The sequence below is a fragment of the Acinetobacter sp. ANC_7634 genome (genome assembly GCF_056779875.1).
The window spans coordinates 242453-264966 of the sequence record NZ_JBWYIT010000001.1; the positions used below are offsets into that span (position 1 = coordinate 242453).

Consider the following 22514-nt stretch of genomic DNA (forward strand, 5'->3'; position numbering starts at 1 on the left):
GGTTAATGTTCTAGGTTCTTATAATTAAATATAAAAATATCTGCCTCTTTGGACGCATTAAAATAATTTATTGGGCCAGTATAGGGCAATATTTGAAAAATTAAAGAATTAAATAAATTAATACAAAGGAAAAAATTTTCCTTTTTTTGGTATTGTTTGGATAAGTTATAAACTTTAACTTTTGGGTGGGCTACTTCATTTCTAAGCAATTTCCAAGCTTCAATTTCTTCTTTTTTTAGAATTGCTGAATCTACTAGTAAAGATAATGCCTTATTAGCAGTTATATTTTTTAAATATGAAATAGAACCCAAAAGTCTATCTTTATATGTCTGCTCTATCTCTAAATTTTTAATTATAACTTTAATTTTATTAATATCAGTTTCTAACTTTTCATCTCTTTTTGTTCGCGATAAAATAGGGATAAATATATCATTCAATAAACCTTCAATTGCTGTTGTTAATGTGAGATTAGTGATGTCTTGCTCGGAATTGTAAGAATACCAGACACGTTTCCACTGAGCATAAATGCTACGGAAAATGTCTGGTTTTTCTTTGCTCAATTGAATAGAGCTTCTTAAAATATTAAAATGATACTCTCCATCTCTAAATATTTCATTACTCAAAGAATAGGGGATAGCTGGCATAAATCTTTTATTTAGATAAAGTTTATTAGTGCTATATAATGTAATAGTTTCTTGATTGTTATAATTATAAATAGAATAATAAGGTTGTAATAAAATTCCGGAAGTTAAACCAAGATAAAATGCTAAACAGTCTATTAATTCTTCAGAATTTTCAGCACCTTCAACTACTATAAAATTTTGATTATCTTTATCATTGTTAACTATTCTTATATTGTAATTTTCTTTTTCAAAATTAATTATAGATTCATTCCATGATGAGCTAGTGCCCAAAGTAGAAGTACTTTTATTTAATTTATTTCTAGGAATATTTAAACTTTGATTAAACTCTAAATAAAGATAATTTTTAGAATTAATTGAGGAAGGAGCAGTAATTTTTAAGTTGATTAATAAAATATGATGAATAGATGTTTTGACAATAGATAATACATTTAAGGTAAACCTAAATCCTTCACTTTTATAAATTTTTCCTTGTGTATCAGTTGCTTCTAAATAGCATGTTTGAGACTCATCAAGCATGTCACTAGGAAGCTGTAATTCCCATTTTATATGAGGAATATTTTTTTTCTTTAAGCAGATAAATTCTAAATAGAAAGTACCAAAATCATTAATTTTTATAATCCCATACCCTTCTAAAATCAAACCGTGCTCTTGATAAATTTTGACTGAAGGACAGTGTGTTTCGAAGGTGAAATCTCGTATCTTTTCAAGAGCCTTATCTGAAAATGTATTTATCATTTATTATACCATTTGAAATTAATATTAATTTTTGAATAACTTTAAATAATGCTCAAAATTTATTTAAAGAATAATTATTACTACTAATTTAGTTTGAAGGTAGACCTAGTTTATCAAAAAAAGCTCTATTCCTTTCTTTTGCAGAATTTACTAGGCGATCAAAGGAGATAACTTCAATATAGCAATTAATATTCTTTTTATAACCAAAAAATCCTAATTTATCTTCTGTTTCTGTTAGATCATGCACATCTCTACAACGTTCTTTCATAGAGGAAGTTAAATCACAAATTATATAACAAAAACCAGGTATATCTTTAGAATCGGGAATAGGACGCCCCGATGCTGTAGTTGTATTACCATTTCTAATTCTTTTAAGATAACCAAAAACTTGTTCAACAGGATCTTTATCTTCACCTGATGAAGCATCATTTCTCATTGGTCTTTTAATTTCAATAATTGTAAGGGTAGCTAAAGGAAGTTTTTTACCCTCTGATACTAGTAGCGGTTCATCATAAACATTCAAAGCACAAATATCAGGTTCTTTATTCTCTTTATTATCTGTAATAGGCATGGAGTTTAAAGTTTTATCAGATGCCAAGAAATCATGAAAGGCCAGCCTCTCATCAATTAACCATAAATTACAATTTTCTAGTAAGACTTCATCGGATGTTTTTCTCATAGGCATAATCAGTTGATGAATTAAGTCTTCCCGAGCATATTTACCATCCGCTCCACGTTGGATAGCTTTTTCAAGGATATCCAAGATGACTTTCCTATTGCATACATAACCTGCGAGATCTGATTTTTTTATATCATCAATTTTTTCCATATATTTTGTTATTTCAGTTTCATATTCATCCTTTTTACTAATAGTTTTATTTAATATCTCATGACCTTCAGCTAATACATTATTTTCAACTTCTGAAAGCTGTTTATGAAGAAGTAGATCTAAATCTTTATCTGATATATCTGGGTTCACAAAAAATAATGGTTCTGGTATGTATTTTAATATTGATCTATATCGGGGAGCTTTTTTTGCTACAAAGTCATTTACTCTTTTTTTTCCAAGCTCTTTACTCTCATTTAAATATTCATTGAGATAAGTAGAGATTTTAGAGTAAGCGGCTTCTCTAATTTTTGGCTCTGTGATGCCGGTTGCATACAAATCTTCATCATTCAGACTCGATAAATTGAAATCTATACGTTCGGGGCGTACATTTTCATCCAAAAACTTAGAAGTTAGATAGCAACAGTAAGTAAAATCTTCACCCTTAGCCTGTATACGACCATGCAGACCAGGAATCTTTCCTGAGGTTATATTCTCTTCTTTTACTACTCGACCAGCAGCACACCAAGCAATACAAGATTGTTTCGCTTTTGATTTAAGTTTTATATGTAAAAGCTCAAACTCTACTTCTCCAATTTTGAAGGAGTCTGAAGAGGCTAAACCATACATATGTTGATCAAAAAGCTCATTTAAATTAATAGTTTCTTCTTGATCTTTGATAAAAATATTTGGTGCCCCATTTTCTCTAACAAAGTACCAAAGACAATGTTCAAGTAAGCTTTCAGCGATACTTATGCAAGATTTTGGCGCTCTTTTCTCATATTTATCTATAAAATCTTCTAATGTAATTACAGTTTTATTTTCTTCTAAAATAGCTAACTTTTTTTCTTCTAGTCGATATACCCCGTTTTTTGCATTAAATAAGAATGTCTTCAATTTGGGATCATGATTTTCATCGACAAATTCACTATAAACAGAAACATTAGTGAACGCTTTTAGCCACATTAAACGTCCAATACCTCTACATCCTTGACTAGCTTTATACTCGCTGTCTAAAGTCTCGAAAGACAACATATTGTTCTTGGTAAAGCCAATACCATTATCAATAATTTTAAAACCGTAAATAGGTGTAGATTTTTCCTCCTGAGGTACAGCAACTTTCAATGTGTTTTGAATTTTTCTCATAATTTCTATTGTTATTGTACCAGTTACTAATATTTTAGCTTCATCTATAGCATGAATAGAGTTTACAACGGCTTCAAATAAAGGCATTAAACTTTGACTATAAGGTAAAGTAGTATTACGTAAACGACCTTGTAAAGATGTATTCAGAGCCATGCCTATTCCAAGCGAACACTTATTATTGAGATGAGTATAGGCTATTAAAATTCATCTATTCAATAATAGTAGTTCATATAAAGTTAAATCTTTCCTTAAAATTTTGCTCGACATCAGTCATCTAAAATACAATTCAAATAACTCTCAAAATTTTATAGCGGAAGCCTTACTTCAACTTTTCTTAAAAAAGAATTCCGTCTTGCTACGTCTAGCAAAACTAGTCTTACGGCATAATATTCTGGATAGCACTGAAATAGGTTCTAACCTATACAGCACAAGCTTTACATCTTTTTGGCAAATACTATCTCGTAAGACTACGTAAGAGTAAATGTCTTTAAATTCTCCTTTGAAGGCTGACTAAATTTTTCCATTCATTTTACGATTTTGTATGACTGCGTATAACAAAAGAAATGACTTTAACTCGTGATCACTTCTCATTTCCTTGATGGCCAACTTATAGAATGATTGATCAATTGCGTTCAAAAGCCCACGATATTACATTTCATCTCTTTTTGATAATTGATATTTCATCAAGGGACATCAAGGAAACTTTAACTTTTTACTTATACGAAGCGTTTGCAATTTACCTTGACAGACTAACCTCTAAAAATAGATGAAATTTCTTTTAAATCCCTTATATATCAAAAGATAAAATGCATTTTAGTGGCTTTTTAAAAAGTTGTGTTTTGTCAAGGTACGTCAAGGTAAACTCGTATAATTAAGATAACCAAGTTTAAGATTTAATTATTTCAGCCGTAATAGAGCATTTAGCTGTACAGCAATATTTTTTGAAAATAGCTTCCATGCTAGGCAGTACAATAGTTCTGGCTCTTTTATAGTTTTAATTTCGTACAGCTACGCACAACAAAAACATGATTTATATTCAATTCTGTCCAAGTACGTCCAAGTAAATTTTGCTTTACGGCGTTTTATAAAAAATAGGCCGTAAGCTATGTGCCATAAGAGTTTTAGCATTTTTCAATTATCCATCTCGTAAAGCTACGTAAAGCAAAAAGATGATTTATATACAATTCTATCTAAGTACATCTAAGTAATTACTTGGACGACTTAGCCATCGATCATGATTTAAAATGCTCTATAAGTTATGTATATCAATGGATGAAGAAGATTTCTAGAAAGTATATTTATCTAAACCTGTCCAAGTACGTCCAAGTAAATTTTGCTTTACGGCGTTTTATGAAAAATATGCCGTACGTTATGGGCCCTAAGGGTTTAGTTTTTTCTAAACTTCCATCTCGTAAAGCTACGTAAAGCAAAAAACTTAGCTTTTTGTTGGACGGTCGTTATCTCTAAGTTCTTTGAAAACTATATATAGAAAGGTTTTGAGTGAGTTTTGAACCCTTGATCTTGTCAAACTACGTCAAACAAAAGTTAAGAATAAAAGGAGATAATTATCTTTTTAATGCTAGAGGGGTGAAGTGTTTATAAGTTTAGGGATACAAGCATTTGAGTCTTCATTAATTGCTGTGCTCGAAAAAAGAAAATCTGTATATAAAAGAAATTTTCAGTTGGAAAAATTGTTATTAGTAATTTAATAAACACTAATTTTAACTTCATCACTATAAAAAGAATATAGGTAAATCCATTATATTTTCTGTCCTTTTCTTTATCTTTTTAGATTGTAGATACATTGTATTATTTGAGAAATGGAGAATTATACAAATTGTAGACATTCCCCATCAGGTAGGAACCGAGCTCGGGCTTATGGATGGAGTGGTTAAAATGGATAAGAAAATACGATTAGCCGAAACATTAAAACGCCGCATTATTAGCATGGAGTTGGCGCCGGGTGCTATTGTAGATGAAATATCCCTAAGCGAAGAATTTGGTATTTCCAGATCACCCGTTCGTGAACTCATCCGTCAAATGGCTGCCGAAGGTTATCTTGAACTTGAAGCAAATCGTGCTGCTCGTGTTTCTTCGATGAGCCATCAATCACTCCGTAATTTCTTTCTTGCTGCGCCACTTATTTATATTGCAACTACCCAGCTGGCTGCAATAAATGCAGGGCCAATTGAGATTAATCAATTGAAAGAAATTCAGCAACGATTCCGTCAAGCGATTGATGAAAATGACTTGGAAGGCCGTGTTTACTATAACAACCAATTTCATTTGGAAATAGGACGAATTGCACAAAATGCATATCTCTTACCAAGTCTAGAGCGTTTGCTCATTGAGCATGCACGATTAGGCAAAATTTTCTATCGCCAACCTACCTCAACAGATATGCAAGAAGACCTCGATACAGCAGTTCTTCAGCATGACCAGATTATTGATGCCATAGAGCGTCACAACGCAGGTGAAGCTGGTGAGCTGATCCGCGTGCACATGGATTTATCTCGCCGTCGAATGACTGAATATGTTGTTCCGGCAGGTATTGATGTTCCACTTACTTATTAATTAAAGGCAAAACCTTTTACAAATAATACTTTCACTTACAGGAAAAGTAGGTGAGTGGACAATATAAATGGAGTTTTTGAAATGACTAAAGTTACAGCCTTACCTGCCGATGACCAACGATGTGCATGGTATCACCTCAGCCCAAAACGAATGGTTAAACCAAGTCATACTGGCAGAAGTACAGCACGCTGGGCAGTAATTGGTGCAGGATATACGGGCTTGGCGGCAGCACGTCAATTGGCACTCAATTTTCCAAATGATGAAGTGATCCTGATTGAAGCACAAGAAGTTGGTTTTGGTACAGCTGGTCGAAATGCCGGTTTTGCAATTGATCTTCCACATGATATTGGCGCTGAAGACTATATCGGTGATATCGATATTGCCAAAACGACATTGAAGTTAAATTTGTTAGGTCAGTCTATTCTGCATGACTTAGTAAAAAAACACGCAATCGATTGTCACATGCGTCCAAGCGGTAAATATCAAGGTGCGGTAGAAGACCGTGGTATTAAGGTTTTGGAAGCTTATCAACGTGGTTTAGATAAACTCGGACAAGAGTACCAAGTCATTAATGGCTCAGAATTACCAAGCCATATTGGAACATCATTTTATAAAAAAGCACTGTTCACACCAGGAACAATGTTGGTTCAGCCATCAGCATTAGTAAAAGGCTTGGCAGACAGTTTACCGTCAAATGTGACGCTATATGAAAATACTGCAATTACTGAAGTTGAATACGGCGATAAAGTTGTATTAAAGCACGACCTTGGCCAAATCACTGCGGATAAATTGATTCTGGCAAATAATGCTTTTGGGCAACGTTTTGGTTTTTCACATTTAAAACGCACCATGTTGCCTGTCTTTTTATATGCAAGCATGACTCGTCCTTTAACACCAAGTGAACAAGCTGAACTAGGCGGTAAAGATTTCTGGGGCGTGATTCCATCAGACCCTTTTGGTAGTACCGTTCGCCGTACCCACGATAACCGTATTTTAATGCGCAACAGTTTTAGTTTTAACCCAAATGGAAAACCGAAACCGCATTGTTTAGAGCGTTTTATTTCTAAGCATCAGCGTTCGTTTGATAATCGCTTTCCAATGTTGACAGATGTTAATTTTGAATATACGTGGAGTGGTTCACTGGCATTATCTCAAAACCATAAAGGTTTTTTTGGGCAGCTCGCTCCAAATGTTTATGGTGCGTTGTGTTGCAACGGTTTAGGAATCACCCGTGGAACAGTTACAGGGACTTTGTTAGCTGACTGGATTGCAGGCCAGCGCAGTGAACTGATCGATTTTCTTTTGGAAACTTCAGGTCCAAACAAAGTTCCACCTGAGCCATTTTTGTCCATCGGTGTTAATGCAACCTTGTGGTGGGGACAAAGAAAAGCGGGGTTGGAAGAGTGATTTAGATGGCATCAGGTTTATAGGTTTTAAATCAAGTTAATTAAGTAAATAGCTTTAAATAGTAAAGATGGCGAAATTGATTTTTTCAGTTTCGCTGGAGCTATTCAACCTTAAATTTCTTAAATGTGTAGGAAGCACATCCACTTTGGTGGACTATTATTGGAGATATAAATGAAAACTAAGCATATGTCAATTGATGATGTCCCATTAAATGGTTTTCATCAATTACTAAGTATCCGTACAGGTGGTGGTTGGTTATTAGATGGATATGTTCTAAGCATTATAGGTGTAGCCTTAATGCAATTATCAACAGATCTACATTTAACTAATTTTTGGCAAGGAATGATTGCAGCATCGGCTCTAATAGGTATCTTCTTTGGAGGATTCATAGGTGGATGGATGGGAGGAATTTTAGGTCGAAAAATATTATTTTATGTTGGCCCTGTCCTATTTATAATTTGTTCACTGGCTCAGCTCTGGGTGGAATCTGCAATTGTAATTTTCCTATGTCGATTTCTAATAGGAGTAGGTGTAGGCTTTGAATATACTGCTGGTGGCTCATTACTAGCAGAGTTTTTACCCAAAAAATCACGTGGTCCTCGGTTAGCAATGCTTACAATCATGTGGTTCGTTGGTGCAGCTTTAGCTTATATCATTGGTAATATTATATTAACTAGTGGGTACCACGATTCCTGGCGCTTAGTTTTAGCAAGTCCAGCTGTAATTGGTCTCTTATTGGTATTGATTAGAATAGGCACTCCTGAATCACCGCGATGGCTGATTAGTAAAGGTCGCACTATAGAAGCAGAAAAAATTATTAAAAAAGTGTATGGCTCAACATTCTCATTATCTAATGTTCCTGCTCAGCCTACTCGGAATGAAATGTCTTTTACCGAGGTACTTTCTTCAGGATATGGTAAACGCGTTTTTTTCTGCTCAATGTTTTGGACATGTTCGGTAATTCCTGTATTTGCTGTCTATGCATTTGCTCCAAGAGTCTTAGATGCACTTAATCTAAAAGGTGGATGGTCTGCATACGGCTCAGTCATTATTACTATGCTTTTTGTAGTTGGATGTGTTATTGCGACGCGTTTAATTAATACCATGGGTCGTAGGAAAATGGTAATTCACAGCTTTCTTTGGTCGGGTATAGCACTACTAGGATTGGGAATTTTTTCTGAGGGTTCTCAGTTATTAATTCTAGTTTTATTTGGACTTTACGCTTTATTCATAGGTGGTGCACAGGTACTGCAATTAGTTTATCCAAATGAATTATTTCCTACTGAAATTCGAGCTGTAGGAGTAGGAATGGGAACTTCGTTCTCTCGCATTGGAGCCGCAATAGGAACATGGTTAGTACCAATTTCTTTAGACACTGTAGGTATCGGAAATACCATGTTTTTTGCGGCTGCAGTCACTCTTTTAGGCTTGATTATTTCAGTATTTTTAGCTCCTGAAACTCGTGGATTGAGTTTAGAAGAAGCAACAGCTTTAAAAAAGAAACACTGATTAATATGTCATTAAAGATTTAATGACAAAAACGAATACAAATTTTTGTAATGGAGAATAAACATGACATTTTTTGAAGGTATTTATACACCAGCAATTACTCCTTTAGCAGTTGACGGTTCAATTGATAAAGCTGCTTTTGCGGAAGTTTTAGAATATTTAATTGATGCAAAAGTACACGGGATTATTGTGGCAGCAACAACTGGTGAATATTACGCACATACTGCCGAAGAACGTTATGACCTTGCTAAATACGCGAAAGATGTTATTGGTTCACGTACTTCATTGATGATTGGTACAGGCGCAATTCGTACTGAAGATTCGGTTGAATATGCAAAAGTGGCTAAAGAAATTAAAGCTGACAGTATTTTAGTGACTATTCCGCCTTATGCATTGCCAACTGAACAAGAAGTTGCAGCTCATGCTTTAACAATTGATAAAGCAGCAGGCTTACCAATTATGTTCTATAACTACCCAGCTCGTATGGGCGTAAGCATGGGTAAAGAGTTTTTTGATACTGTTTTTGCTGAATCAAAGAACTTTGTTGGTATTAAAGAAAGTTCTGGCGATATGAACCAGCTACACATGTTGGCGCGTAACTATCCTATCTTCGAACTTTCTTGCGGTTGGGATGATCAGGCACTTGAGTTTTTTGCATGGGGAGCACGTAGTTGGGTTTGTGCAGGTTCAAACTTTTTACCTCGTGAACACATTGCCTTATATGAAGCTTGTGTAATTGAAAAAGACTTTGATAAGGGTCGTCGTATTATGGCTGCAATGATGCCTTTAATGGATTTTCTTGAAACTGGTCATTTCATTCAATGTATTAAATATGGTTGTGAACTTAATGGTTTAAAAGCAGGTAGTGTTCGTGCACCGTTACAAGATATGGATGCCGAAAAGAAACAAGCTTTCAAAGTGATTGTAGAAGAGCTTAAGCGTGAAGTTGCAGCCATTACAGGAGGCATTTAATGTCTGAGCTTTTAACTGCATCTGAATATGCAACGATTGCCAAAAACTTATCATTTCAGACTTTAGCGTATATTGACGGTGAATTTCAGGCATCTGTTTCAGGCAAAACGTTTAAAACGACCAACCCTGCAACAGGTGAGTTACTTGCTGAAATTACTTCATGTAATAGCCAAGATGTGGACCTTGCGGTTGCTAAAGCTAAAGCAGCATTTGATGATGGTCGCTGGCATCGTTTATCTCCGAATGAGCGTAAAAACGTTTTACTTAAATTTGCTGACCTTCTAGAGAAAAATACGGTTGAATTGGCCGTGATGGAAAGTCTAGACAGTGGTAAACCAGTCAGTGAATGTCAGCTAACTGATGTGCCAGAAATGATTCATACCATTCGTTGGCATGCGGAACTGATCGACAAGATTTATGACAATACAGCACCTGTAGGTTCAGACACTCTATCACTGGTGGTGCGAGAAGCGATTGGTGTAGTTGGGCTTGTTTTACCTTGGAATTTCCCATTACTGATGTTAGCTTGGAAAATTGCGCCGTCTTTAGCAGCAGGCTGTTCGGTGGTAATTAAACCAGCTAAGGAAACGACTTTAACTGCGCTGCGTGTTGCTGAGTTGGCTGCCGAGGCTGGTATTCCAGCTGGTGTATTCAATATTTTGCCGGGTGGTGGGCGTGAAGTCGGTGAACCACTAGGTAGACATATGGATGTCACTATGGTGAGTTTTACCGGCTCTACTGAAACAGGCCGTCTATTTTTACAATATGCTGCCGAATCAAATCTAAAACGTGTTGTTCTTGAGTGTGGTGGGAAAAACCCTGCTGTTGTGATGAATGATGTCGATGATTTAGATCAGGTTGCACAGCATATCGTGAATGGTGCTTTTTGGAACATGGGCGAAAACTGTTCTGCATCTTCTCGTTTAATTGTTCATTCTGATGTTAAAGATGAGCTATTAGGTTTAATTGGTATACATCTGAATGACTGGAAAATGGGTAACCCACTTGATCCAGATCATAAACTGGGTTCGATGGTTAGCAAATCACACTATGAAAAAGTGAAGTCTTATATCGATCAGGCAAAAGCTGAAAAACAAAGAATCGTTTTTGGTGGCAACACTGAACAAGATATTTTCGTTCAGCCAACCGTGGTTGATGGCATTAAGGCGACAGATACCTTATTTAAAGAAGAGGTCTTTGGTCCAATTCTGTCAGTGACCACGTTCAATACAATTGATGAAGCCATCGCACTTGCCAATGATTCGGTTTATGGCCTTGCAGGTTCGGTTTATACCAGTAACTTACGCAATGCGATCAAGCTTTCACGCGCTATTCGTGCTGGCGTAGTGACCGTGAACTGTTTTGGGGAAGGTGACATTACGACACCATTTGGTGGTTACAAAGAGTCTGGTTTTGGTGGCCGAGATAAATCGATTTGGGCGCATGACCAATACACAGAATTAAAGACCATCTGGATTGATGTGTCTGAGTCTTAAAACTTCTGTAACCCTTGGTTCTTGGGAGCCAAGGGAGTTTTAAAAAACACGTTAACTTTTAATTCGAAAACAAAAAAGTTTTTGAAGGGATCGTTTTATCCAAAATTCATTTAAATAAGGAAATGTAAATGAATAATGTCTATATCAAAAAAGTGGGAATGGGTTTGTTTGTAGCTGGTATGTCTACACCTATTTTTGCTGGTGTAACTTTCGGTGACCCAAAAACTGAATTGGGGGCAGTAACAGTTTCGGGAACTTTACGGGCCAACTATCAAGATAAACACTACGGCGAATTTACTTCTGATCAGAAAATTAAGTTTGATGCAGCGATTCTAAATGTAGCTTATGAGTCACCCGACTGGTTTGGTAAAGTCCAATACCGCTGCTATCAATACGATAAATTTTGTGATTTCTCGACTTTGGTACAGGCCTATGCAGGCTACCGCTTAAATGCGACCGATAATATTACGGTCGGTTTGCAACCGATTCCTTTTGGTCCGGGCCGCTATTGGGATAGCAGTTTCTATGCAGGTATTAACAATACCATGGGCCTACAAGATGCTTTAGATTTAGGTGTGAACTATCACTTTGAAATGCCAACCGCTACCAAAGTTGATCTCGCATATTTCGCAACTGACGGTGGCAACTATCACGGAACAAGTAAGGATTCTGCACGCTATACCGCCAATGTAGTCACTTCATCTGATCCACTTAAAACCAACCTAAATGAAAAAAACATGTGGATGGCTCGTGTTGATCAAGACCTTAAGTTTTTAAGTACGGATGATTTAAAAGTATCAGTTGGAGGAAGCTACTGGTCTTCAGATATTGAAAATAAAAAGACATCTGCCGATGGAAATCGAAACACATGGGCTGTGTTTAACCGCATTTATTATAAAAATTTAAATGTGGTACTTACAGGTGGGAGACAGTCGATTAGCAACAAAGATACCTTAAGCCCAGCGAGCTCTACTTTTGGTTCATTCGACGGTGAGTACGACATTGCCAACAAGGGTTATTTCTACACCGTAGATACCAGTTACACCTTTAAGAATGTAAAAGACTCACTCAATGTAACACCTTATGTTGTTTTTAGTGGTTTCAACAAGAAAAAACAGGACTTCGATGACTCACAGCGAAACATTATGGGTATTGCATGGGATTACAAGAATATTTCGGTCTATACCGAATATTTAATGAGTAAAAACGATCCATTTGTGGGTGGAACAGGCAACTCACTTGCAACGGGCGATGATGGCAAGTGGAACAAGCTCTTAAATGTGATGCTGGTTTATAACTTCTAAGAGTTGCGCCTTAACTGTTCAATCTACTTCAATTAACTACGCTCTCAAGCAGAGCTGACAAGAATGCTTGAGAGTAATTTAAAAGTGTTAAAAAGATGAAACCAATACGTAAAATCTTAGTTGCCAACCGTGGTGAAATCGCAATTCGAGTGATGCGTGCTGCCACAGAAATGGGTATCCGCACGGTTGCAATTTATGCAGAAGAAGATAAATTTGCCTTGCATCGCTTCAAGTCGGATGAAGCTTATCGGGTAGGTGCTGGCAAAAAGCCAATTGCGGCCTATCTGGATATTGAAGATATTATCCGTATTGCTCTTGAGGCAGAGGTAGATGCCATTCATCCGGGCTATGGTTTCTTGTCTGAAAATCCTGAGTTTGCCGAAGCTTGTAGCAAAGCGGGAATCCGTTTTATCGGTCCAAAACCGGAAGTGATGCGTCAGTTAGGCAATAAGGTAATGGCGCGTAACGTTGCAATGGTTGCATGTGTACCTGTTGTTCCTGCCACATCGGCACTACCGGAACGTATTGAAGACTGCCAGTTACTGGCTGCTGAAGTGGGGTATCCACTCATGCTTAAAGCGAGCTGGGGTGGTGGTGGTCGTGGCATGCGTGTGGTTGAAAATGAAAATGAACTCGAAGATGCAATTATCGTTGCACGTCGTGAAGCCAAATCCGCATTTGGCAATGACGAAGTCTATCTAGAGAAACTGATTCGCCATGCCCGCCATGTCGAAGTACAGATTTTGGGGGATACCCATGGCAATATCGTACATCTGTTTGAAAGGGATTGTACGGTACAACGACGTAACCAGAAGGTGGTCGAGCGTGCGCCAGCACCTTATTTGTCAGAAACGCAGCGCAGTAAAATCTGTGACGCTGCTTTAAGACTTGCCCGTGCGGTAAATTACACGCATGCGGGTACGGTTGAATTCTTAATGGATGCTGACACAGATGAATTTTATTTCATCGAAGTCAATCCACGTATTCAAGTTGAACATACGGTCACAGAAGAAATTACGGGCATTGATATTGTCAAAGCACAAATTCGGGTAACTGAAGGAGCTGCAGTCGGCGATGGCAGTAGTTTTATTCCACCACAAGAGCAGATCAAATTATTAGGCCATGCATTACAATGCCGTCTCACTACTGAAGACCCTAATAATGGCTTTATGCCGGACTATGGACGTTTGACTGCATTTCGTAGCGCAACTGGTTTCGGTGTACGGGTAGACAGTGGTACTGCCTATACCGGTGCAGTCATTACGCCATATTATGATTCTTTACTGGCTAAAGTCACAGTTCGCGGCGCAAGTGGGGATGAAGCCAATGCCCGTATGCTGCGAGCATTACAGGAGTTCCGTATCCGCGGCGTCTCAAATAATCTGGCATTTTTAGAAAATGTGGTAACACATCCTTTATTCACACAAGGCACCTGTACCACCCGTTTTATTGATACTACGCCTGAATTATTTAACCTTAAACCTAAGCAGGATCGTGCGACTAAGTTACTGGAGTTTTTAGGTGACATTACCGTCAATGGACAACCCGAACTCAAAGGACGTTCACTTCCTGAAACCGTACCAGCTCCGGCACAGTTACCGACATTTAACTTAAACCAGCCTCTTCCGAGTGGAACCCGAGATCAGTTTAAATTACTGGGTGCAGAGGGTTTCTCAAACTGGATGCTTGACCAAAAACGAGTATTGGTCACTGATACCACCATGCGTGATGCCCATCAGTCCTTATTTGCAACACGAATGCGTACCGCAGATATGTTGGCGATTGCACCTTATTATTCTCATATGGCTAGTGAGCTGTTTTCACTGGAATGCTGGGGTGGGGCAACCTTTGATGTGTCGATGCGCTTTTTAAAAGAAGACCCGTGGGAGCGTCTGGCTCAACTGCGTGAAGCGGTGCCGAACATTTTATTCCAAATGCTACTTCGCTCATCCAATGCAGTAGGATATACCAATTATCCAGATAATGTCGTCCGTCACTTTATTGGACAAGCTGCGCAAGGTGGGATCGACCTGTTCCGTGTATTTGACTCACTTAATGCGGTCGATAACATGCGGGTTGCCATTGATGCCGTTCGAGAGTCAGGCATGCTGTGTGAAACAGCAATCTGCTATACCAGTGATATTTTTGATAACAACCGCAGATATAACCTCAACTACTATGTTGATATGGCAAAGCAGCTGCAAAAAGCAGGGGCCAATATTCTTGCCATTAAGGATATGGCCGGTATTTGTAAGCCAGCCGCAGCATGTGAGCTGATCAAGGCATTGAAAGAAGAAACCGGATTGCCGATACACTTTCACACCCATGATACCAGCGGTATCGCCGCGGCTAGCATTTTGTCTGCCATCGATGCTGGCGTTGATGCAGTCGATACTGCCATGGATGCCATGAGTGGACTCACTTCACAACCGAGTATGGGCTCAGTGGTTGCAGCCTTACAGAATACCGATCGTGATACAGGACTCAACCCGAATAACCTGCAACAGCTTTCTACTTACTGGGAAGGTGTACGCCATATCTATGCACCGTTTGAGGCAGATATGCGTGCAGGTACAGCCGATGTCTATCATCATGAAATGCCGGGTGGACAATATACCAACTTACGTGAACAGGCTCGTTCCCTTGGCATTGAAGAACGCTGGTCGGAAGTTTCCGATGCCTATGCACAAGTCAACTTATTGTTTGGCGACATTGTGAAAGTTACCCCGACGTCTAAAGTAGTGGGTGATATGGCTTTGTATATGGTGTCGAATAATCTTAATTCAGAAGATATTGAAAACCCGAAGCTTGAGATTGATTTCCCTGAATCGGTGGTTTCACTGTTTAAAGGTGAGCTAGGCACACCGGCACATGGCTTTCCAAAAGATTTACAGCACAAGGTGTTAAAAGGTGCAGCACCGTTAAGTGATCGCCCAGGAGCAGTGATGCCACCAGTCGATTTGGCTGGTGAAAAAACAATGCTTGAAAATATGTTCGGGAAAGAAATGACCGAACAGGAATTGGCATCATATCTGATGTATCCAAAAGTCTTTACAGACTTTATGAAGCACAAACTGAAATATGGCACGGTATCAAGTATTCCATCTTCAGCCTTCTTTTATGGTTTAAAAGAGCAAAGTCCAGTTGAAATTGAGCTTGAACGCGGCAAGACACTAGAAATAAAACTGCTGGGCCGCTCAGAAGTCAAAGATGGGGTGATTGATCTATTTGTAGAGCTGAATGGTCAGTTGCGTCTGGTACAAATTAATCAGGCGAGTCAGAAAGAGGTAAGTGCTCATCCTAAAGCTGACCCAACAAATCCGAAACATATAGGAGCATCAATGCCAGGCATGATCAGTACAGTACCAGTGAAACTGGGTCAGTCTGTCAAAAAAGGCGAAACTTTATTTACCATTGAAGCGATGAAAATGGAGTTGGCTGTCAAAGCTGATCAGGACTGTGTAGTTCAGGAGATTTTAATAAGTGCCGGTAAGCAAGTGAGAAATATGGACTTGGTTTTAGTCGTTCAATAGAACGGCTATCAATTTGAGAAGTGGTTTAAAGATATGATAAGCAAGAGAAATGCAACGTTAATAGGACTCATCGCTGTTTTGTTATGGAGTTCTATTGTTGGGCTAATTCGTAGTGTAAGCGAGAGCTTGGGAGCAACTGGTGGGGCGGCCATGATGTATAGCGTTGCTTCTGTCTTTCTCTTGATTAGTATTGGGTTTCCAAAGATTAGTGAATTCCCTAAGCGCTATTTAATTTGGGGAAGCTTATTGTTTGTATCTTATGAGTTATGCCTTGCCTTATCTATTGGTTATTCAAATACCAATCGCCAAGCTATTGAAGTGGGAATGGTCAATTATTTATGGCCAGCTTTAACAATGGTTGCAGCTATTTTATTTAATAATCAAAAATCTAACTGGTTAGTGATTCCCGGATTTGTCATTGCCATTTTGGGAATCTGCTGGGTACTTGGCGGTGAGCAAGGACTTGATTTGGCAAGCATGCTCGAAAATATAAAAGATAATCCGCTCAGTTATGGATTGGCTTTTATCGGCGCATTAATTTGGGCGACTTATTGCACGGTAACTGCAAGAATCGCCAACGGAAAAAATGGTGTAACGCTTTTTTTCATGCTTACAGCACTAGTTTTATGGGTGAAATACCTCGTCATTGGAGGGGCGCCAATGGTGTTTAACCTTCACGCAATTATCTATCTAGTACTCGCTGCGGCGGCAATGGGTTTTGGTTATGCCGCATGGAACGTCGGGATCTTGCATGGCAATGTAACGATTCTGGCAGGTGCATCTTATTTTATACCTGTGTTTTCAGCAGCTCTAGCAGCAATCGTTTTACAAACACCGCTATCAATGTCTTTTTGGCAGGGGGCAGCTATGGTATGTATCGGTTCGGTTTTATGCTGGCTTGCCACGCGGCAGAAGCGTTAAAAAAAAGATGGTCGGTTCAGTTCCTAACGATTCGATGTAAAGAGATATTGAATTTCTCTAGCTATCTTTCTAATAAAAGGACGAATAACTGACCAGTTAGTAGAAATCCAGCAAATAAAGGAACCTGTAGTTACCATTGCAGTTCCTTGCCAAAAACTTATAGACAATTCGGTTTGCAAAACGAACATGGCCAAAAGGGATGATATGATCGGAGTAAAGTAAGAAGCAACAACCAGCATGGTAATATTTCCATGAATGATACCAATATTCCAGGCTGCATAACCTAAACCAATTGCAACAGAAGCAGCACCTAACGATATAAATGTCGCTAGATCTATAGAAGGTAGAGTTGCGTGACCCGTGATAAATAGCTTAATCCATAGGGTGAGCGCTACACAGATAAAGAAAATAGTAATCGGATTTTGTCCATTACTCATTTTCTTTGTTAACACACAGTAAAAAGCCCAAATGATGGCACCAGCAAATGCCAAAATATAACTTAAAGGATTACTATGAAAATTATCGACAATACTATTTAGACTAAAATCGCCATTTCCGGTCTGAATAAAAATAATGCCTACAATTGAGATGACTAAACCTAAGATAATAATAAAATTGAACTTTAATTCTTTAAAAATAACAAAGGCTAAAACCGTTAAGCTTGGCCAGAGGTAGTTAATAATGCTCACTTCAATAGCCTGTTGAGCTGTTTTAGAATAGGCAATTGCAAATGAAAAACAGAGTTCGTAAGCAATGAATAGAGCTGTACCTATAATTAAATATTTTTTAGAAATTAACTTAAAATTTGGAACTCTAAAAATAATCAGCAACAGTACGGCACTAAAAGTATAAATCAGCGTAATACCCATATCTGGACCAATTGCGGCAGTAATATGCTTAATAAGGCCGACCATAGATGCCCACATGAGAATGGCGCTTAAACCAATCAAAGTTGCTAGATTTTTTGACATAACAAAGTTGGATAACTCAAAGAGTTGACTGAGCTGCTAAAGGGAAGTAGGAAAAGCACGAAGTCTGACAGGTTAAAAGAATTTAAAGTCAAAAAATAGATTATTAAGGACAATTTATATAAAATTTTCTATTTTAGTTGAGCGATTGAATTTATTTATTATTTGAGTTTTTCTACCTCATGACGGCGTTTTCTATATGTAAAAGGTGTTTCGCCGTATTGTTTTTTAAACCAAAGAATAAAATGAGAGGCATCAGAAAAACCACATTCAATGGCAATATTGGTGATGTAAGCATTGGTGTTTGCAAGTAACTTTCTGGCATGTTCTAGTCTTAGTTTTCGCCAATAATTTGATGGAGGTTCATTGGTACTCGATAAAAATGCGCGGTGCAGTTGTCTCGGGTTTGTTCTCACATGCTCAGCTACTTCTTTTAGGGTAACGTGCGCACTTAAATTTTCGCTCATAAAGGATATAGCCTTAGAGACAATACTATTTTCATAAGTACTTGGACTATTTAAATGTATCTCCTCTTTTTCATCAATGATTTGTTTTTCAGCATTAACGAGTAAATATTCTAAGCTTTTTTGTGCCCGAATATCGCCACAGTGACGCCGTATTAAATCTGCTGCTAAATCTATGGCAGTTCCGCCGGGGCAGGTAAAAATACCCTGGTCTTCGACATAAGCTTTATCCACCACTGTGATTGCTTTAGGAAATCTTTCTGAAAACTCTTCTCTAGTAGTGAAATGAATTGCACATTTCCGACCATCCATAAGCCCTGCATTTCCTAAAACGAAACAGCCTGAACATAAAGCAATAATAGGTATTTTTGCATTGTGTATGTCGATGAGTATTTCTAATAGTTTTTCTGGAGGATTACGTGTTTCTGTGAGTAAACCACCTGCAATAACAATGTAATCATAATTTTCTTTTAAATCTTTTACGTTAAGTGATGTTGTTGGGTTAACTGATAGTCCACAACTTGCAGTAACGGGTTCATCATTAAAGGTCATCCAGTCCCATTTACAGTAAATTTGCAAACTACGAAAAGACTTATCTGCTGCAAATCTAAGAGATTCAACGAAACCGGAAATAGGTGCTAAGGTAAATTTATTCATCAGAATAAATCCAACCCGTAAATCCGGGTGAACTGAGGATAGACTTTCTTCAGAGGGGGATGTTTCATCATAAGCATGAGAAGAATATTTCATATAACTTCACCGTCAATATCCATATAGAGCAGTGATTCTTAGAATCTGCGATACTTAATTATAGGTTCTGAAGATAGTAAAAGATATTGTATTAATAAAAAGTGATCATTTGTTTAATATATTCTTCTTTAATAAAAATTGTAACCTCAGAAATCTGTAACCTTTTCACTTTTCTAAAAGGTTACATCTCTAAACCCTTGCTCCATAAGGCTGTAACCTCAGTAACCTTTGTAACCTCTAAAATTTAGCTGTTTCTTAAATTAAAGTGACAATATGGGTATTGATACAAAGCCACAGTAAAGACAGTAGGAATATTTTTGTATCATAATTTGTATCAATAATATGATTTATTTAATTAAGTATTTAATTATCAATAGGTTATTTGCTTGTTTGGTATTGGATATACCTACCACGATTTAAAAAAAAGGGCTTAAGTATTTTACTTAAGCCCTTTTTTCGTAATCAAGACATTACTTCTTTTTTAAAAGTAAAGTATTCGTTATCACTTGCTCTATCAAGAAAAATTGCGTTTAAAAAATCTCTAAATTTGATATTAAATTATATATTTTAAGTATAAATACCCAAAATGCTTTAATCTAAATATTGGGTATTTCCGTAATTTATTAATATACCCGTACATTAACACTTACAATAACGCCCGAAATGTACGCTTTTGCCATCCTGTTTAAATATGAGACACGTATAATGTTCATATTACAGGGAAGTTGAGATCAACGTTCATTACCAGTTCTTCACTTTTCATTCAGAAGTAATGAAATTCATACAGTATTATCAAACTAAAGATGGATACTATTTTGTATGTTATTTCATCAAAATAGCGTACTAAAAGCTTATTTCATTGACTGAAATGCGACGAAGAACGATACTCTCAACGTTTTAATTTAAGCAAATCGGTTCTAAGAGACTGGACCAAAAGTTCGGTGCTCTGTAACTCAATCCAAAGCAAGGGGCTATATATGGCTGGTGGAAAGTCAACTATCATCTACACACTGACCGACGAGGCGCCATTACTGGCGACTTACTCACTACTGCCGATCATTGAGACCTTTACTAAGCCTGCTGGTGTTGAGATTGTAAAAACTGACATCTCAGTTGCAGCACGCGTGCTCGCTGAATTCTCTGAATACCTTAGCGAAGAGCAGAAAGTATCAGACAATCTTGCAGAATTAGGTCGTCTTACACAAGATCCAGACACAAACATCATCAAACTTCCAAACATCAGTGCATCTGTAGCTCAGTTGACTGCATGTATCAAAGAGCTTCAATCAAAAGGCTATGCAATTCCAGATTATCCTGAGAATCCTACGACTGAAGAAGAAAAAGCACTCAAAGCACGTTTTGGTAAATGCTTAGGTTCAGCAGTAAACCCAGTATTGCGTGAAGGGAACTCTGACCGTCGTGCGCCTGCTGCTGTTAAAAACTATGCGAAAAAACACCCACATTCTATGGGTGAGTGGAAACAGTGGTCACAAACTCACGTTTCTCACATGGATGAAGGTGACTTCTATCACGGCGAAAAGTCTATGACTTTAGATCGTCCTCGCAATGTGAAAATGGAATTGATCACGAATTCTGGTGAAACTATCGTTCTTAAAGACAAAGTTGCACTGCAAGACGGCGAAATCATCGATTCAATGTTCATGAGCAAGAAAGCGCTTTGTGACTTCTATGAAAAAGAATTAGATGATTGTAAAGAAGCGGGCATCTTGTTCTCTTTACACGTTAAAGCAACCATGATGAAAGTTTCACACCCGATCGTATTTGGTCACTGTGTGAAGATTTATTACAAAGAAGCGTTCGAAAAACACGGTAAACTGTTCGACGAACTAGGTATTAACGTAAACAACGGTATGGCTGGTCTTTACGAGAAGATCGAAACTTTACCGACTTCTTTACGTGAAGAGATCATCGAAGATCTACACGCATGTCAAGAACACCGTCCTGCTTTAGCAATGGTGGATTCAGCAAAAGGTATCACTAATTTCCATTCTCCAAACGACGTGATCGTAGATGCTTCTATGCCTGCAATGATCCGTGGTGGTGGTAAAATGTGGGGTGCTGACGGCAAGCCTTACGACTGTAAAGCAGTAATGCCTGAATCTACATTTGCACGTATTTACCAAGAAATGATCAACTTCTGTAAGTGGAATGGTAACTTTGACCCACGTACAATGGGTACTGTACCTAACGTTGGTCTAATGGCTCAAAAAGCTGAAGAATACGGTTCACACGACAAAACTTTCGAAATCGCGCAAGCTGGTGTTGCTAACATCACAGATATTGAAACTGGCGAAGTTTTAATGTCTCAAAACGTGGAAGAAGGTGATATCTGGCGTATGTGTCAGGTGAAAGATGCACCGATCCGCGACTGGGTAAAACTAGCTGTAACACGTGCACGTAACTCTGGTATGCCAGCAATCTTCTGGTTAGACCCATACCGTCCACACGAAAACGAATTGATCAAGAAAGTTCAAAAATACTTAAAAGATCACGATACAGATGGTCTAGACATCCAAATCATGTCTCAAGTACGTGCAATGCGTTACACACTTGAACGTGTTGCTCGTGGTCTAGATACAATCTCTGTAACGGGTAACATTCTACGTGACTACCTCACTGACTTGTTCCCAATTATGGAGCTTGGTACTTCTGCGAAAATGCTGTCTATCGTGCCTTTAATGGCGGGTGGCGGTATGTACGAAACTGGTGCAGGTGGTTCAGCACCTAAACACGTACAACAACTTGTTGAAGAAAACCACTTACGTTGGGATTCTTTAGGTGAGTTCCTTGCACTCGCTGTTTCACTTGAAGAGCTTGGTATTAAAGAAAACAACCCTAAAGCTAAACTTCTTGCGAAAACATTGGATGCTGCAACTGGTAAATTACTTGACAACGACAAATCTCCATCACGTCGTACAGGTGAGTTAGACAACCGTGGTAGCCATTTCTATTTAGCGAAGTTCTGGGCTGAAGAATTAGCAGCTCAAGACGAAGATGCTGAATTAAAAGCGACATTCTCTACTTTAGCGAAGACTTTAGCTGAAAATGAAGAGAAGATCGTTGCTGAACTTGCAGAAGTTCAAGGTAAATCTGTTGATATCGGTGGTTACTACGCAATCGATCCAGAGAAAGTAAATGCAGTTATGCGTCCAAGTGCAACTTTAAATGCTGCTATTGCAAGCATCTAATAACACTTAAGTTGAACTGAATTTCAGTTTGGCGGATTAAAAAAGCTGGTACTACG

General features: G+C 37.9%; 13 protein-coding genes. 9 read left to right on the plus strand and 4 right to left on the minus strand.

Features of this window, described 5'->3' with window-relative positions:
* Window positions 1-2: 2 nt before the first annotated feature.
* Window positions 3-1379, minus strand: a complete 1377-nt coding sequence (locus tag AC1M9A_RS01170; RefSeq protein ID WP_481609449.1) for a hypothetical protein — start codon at window positions 1377-1379, stop codon at window positions 3-5.
* Between the two features lie 88 nt (window positions 1380-1467).
* The gene (locus AC1M9A_RS01175; protein ID WP_481609450.1) at window positions 1468-3504 is read right to left on the minus strand and encodes an ATP-binding protein; all 2037 of its coding nucleotides are present in this window, start codon (window positions 3502-3504) and stop codon (window positions 1468-1470) included.
* A gap of 1743 nt (window positions 3505-5247) precedes the next feature.
* Between AC1M9A_RS01175 and AC1M9A_RS01180 the strand changes: the two genes are divergently transcribed.
* From AC1M9A_RS01180 to yddG (AC1M9A_RS01215), 8 genes are all read left to right on the plus strand, one after another.
* Window positions 5248-5925: a GntR family transcriptional regulator gene (locus tag AC1M9A_RS01180; RefSeq protein WP_481609451.1), complete on the plus strand. Its 678-nt coding sequence runs from the start codon at window positions 5248-5250 to the stop codon at window positions 5923-5925.
* A gap of 81 nt (window positions 5926-6006) precedes the next feature.
* On the plus strand, window positions 6007-7332 hold the full coding sequence (locus AC1M9A_RS01185; protein ID WP_481609452.1) for an NAD(P)/FAD-dependent oxidoreductase: 1326 nt from the start codon (window positions 6007-6009) through the stop codon (window positions 7330-7332).
* A 171-nt stretch (window positions 7333-7503) separates the two neighbouring features.
* On the plus strand, window positions 7504-8841 hold the full coding sequence (locus AC1M9A_RS01190; RefSeq protein WP_481609453.1) for an MFS transporter: 1338 nt from the start codon (window positions 7504-7506) through the stop codon (window positions 8839-8841).
* A 63-nt stretch (window positions 8842-8904) separates the two neighbouring features.
* Window positions 8905-9813 carry a dihydrodipicolinate synthase family protein gene (locus AC1M9A_RS01195; RefSeq protein ID WP_481609454.1) on the plus strand — a complete coding sequence of 303 codons (909 nt, stop codon included), beginning with the start codon at window positions 8905-8907 and terminating at the stop codon, window positions 9811-9813.
* Window positions 9813-11309 (plus strand): aldehyde dehydrogenase, encoded by a 1497-nt coding sequence (locus AC1M9A_RS01200; RefSeq protein ID WP_481609455.1) that lies wholly within the window; start codon window positions 9813-9815, stop codon window positions 11307-11309. The genes AC1M9A_RS01195 and AC1M9A_RS01200 overlap by 1 nt, the downstream gene beginning before the upstream one ends.
* A gap of 128 nt (window positions 11310-11437) precedes the next feature.
* Entirely contained in the window at window positions 11438-12613 is a 1176-nt protein-coding gene (locus AC1M9A_RS01205; RefSeq protein WP_481609456.1) for a hypothetical protein, read from the plus strand.
* Between the two features lie 95 nt (window positions 12614-12708).
* The gene (locus AC1M9A_RS01210; RefSeq protein WP_481609457.1) at window positions 12709-16146 is read left to right on the plus strand and encodes a pyruvate carboxylase; all 3438 of its coding nucleotides are present in this window, start codon (window positions 12709-12711) and stop codon (window positions 16144-16146) included.
* Window positions 16147-16179: 33 nt separating this feature from the next.
* The gene (gene yddG, locus AC1M9A_RS01215; RefSeq protein WP_481609458.1) at window positions 16180-17067 is read left to right on the plus strand and encodes an aromatic amino acid DMT transporter YddG; all 888 of its coding nucleotides are present in this window, start codon (window positions 16180-16182) and stop codon (window positions 17065-17067) included.
* Between the two features lie 23 nt (window positions 17068-17090).
* On the opposite strand, the gene yddG (AC1M9A_RS01220) is transcribed toward yddG (AC1M9A_RS01215), so the two are convergent.
* Both yddG (AC1M9A_RS01220) and AC1M9A_RS01225 read right to left on the minus strand, forming a co-directional pair.
* A complete protein-coding gene (gene yddG / locus AC1M9A_RS01220) occupies window positions 17091-18038 on the minus strand; it encodes an aromatic amino acid DMT transporter YddG (protein WP_481609459.1) in 948 nt (315 codons plus the stop codon).
* 158 nt (window positions 18039-18196) lie between these two features.
* Window positions 18197-19249 (minus strand): GlxA family transcriptional regulator, encoded by a 1053-nt coding sequence (locus AC1M9A_RS01225; RefSeq protein WP_481609460.1) that lies wholly within the window; start codon window positions 19247-19249, stop codon window positions 18197-18199.
* A 977-nt stretch (window positions 19250-20226) separates the two neighbouring features.
* Here AC1M9A_RS01225 and AC1M9A_RS01230 point away from each other — a divergent pair.
* Window positions 20227-22458 carry an NADP-dependent isocitrate dehydrogenase gene (locus tag AC1M9A_RS01230; RefSeq protein WP_481586658.1) on the plus strand — a complete coding sequence of 744 codons (2232 nt, stop codon included), beginning with the start codon at window positions 20227-20229 and terminating at the stop codon, window positions 22456-22458.
* The last annotated feature ends 56 nt before the right edge of the window (window positions 22459-22514 follow it).

Bases quoted from the DNA above. Each gene is read 5' to 3' on its own strand.
- AC1M9A_RS01200 (WP_481609455.1), top strand. From the start codon at position 9,813: ATGTCTGAGCTTTTAACTGCATCTGAATATGCAACGATTGCCAAAAAC.
- AC1M9A_RS01195 (WP_481609454.1), top strand. From the start codon at position 8,905: ATGACATTTTTTGAAGGTATTTATACACCAGCAATTACTCCTTTAGCA.
- AC1M9A_RS01185 (WP_481609452.1), top strand. From the start codon at position 6,007: ATGACTAAAGTTACAGCCTTACCTGCCGATGACCAACGATGTGCATGG.
- AC1M9A_RS01180 (WP_481609451.1), top strand. From the start codon at position 5,248: ATGGATAAGAAAATACGATTAGCCGAAACATTAAAACGCCGCATTATT.
- AC1M9A_RS01230 (WP_481586658.1), top strand. From the start codon at position 20,227: ATGGCTGGTGGAAAGTCAACTATCATCTACACACTGACCGACGAGGCG.
- AC1M9A_RS01190 (WP_481609453.1), top strand. From the start codon at position 7,504: ATGAAAACTAAGCATATGTCAATTGATGATGTCCCATTAAATGGTTTT.
- yddG (WP_481609458.1), top strand. From the start codon at position 16,180: ATGATAAGCAAGAGAAATGCAACGTTAATAGGACTCATCGCTGTTTTG.
- AC1M9A_RS01170 (WP_481609449.1), bottom strand. From the start codon at position 1,379: ATGATAAATACATTTTCAGATAAGGCTCTTGAAAAGATACGAGATTTC.
- AC1M9A_RS01210 (WP_481609457.1), top strand. From the start codon at position 12,709: ATGAAACCAATACGTAAAATCTTAGTTGCCAACCGTGGTGAAATCGCA.
- AC1M9A_RS01175 (WP_481609450.1), bottom strand. From the start codon at position 3,504: ATGGCTCTGAATACATCTTTACAAGGTCGTTTACGTAATACTACTTTA.
- AC1M9A_RS01205 (WP_481609456.1), top strand. From the start codon at position 11,438: ATGAATAATGTCTATATCAAAAAAGTGGGAATGGGTTTGTTTGTAGCT.
- yddG (WP_481609459.1), bottom strand. From the start codon at position 18,038: ATGTCAAAAAATCTAGCAACTTTGATTGGTTTAAGCGCCATTCTCATG.
- AC1M9A_RS01225 (WP_481609460.1), bottom strand. From the start codon at position 19,249: ATGAAATATTCTTCTCATGCTTATGATGAAACATCCCCCTCTGAAGAA.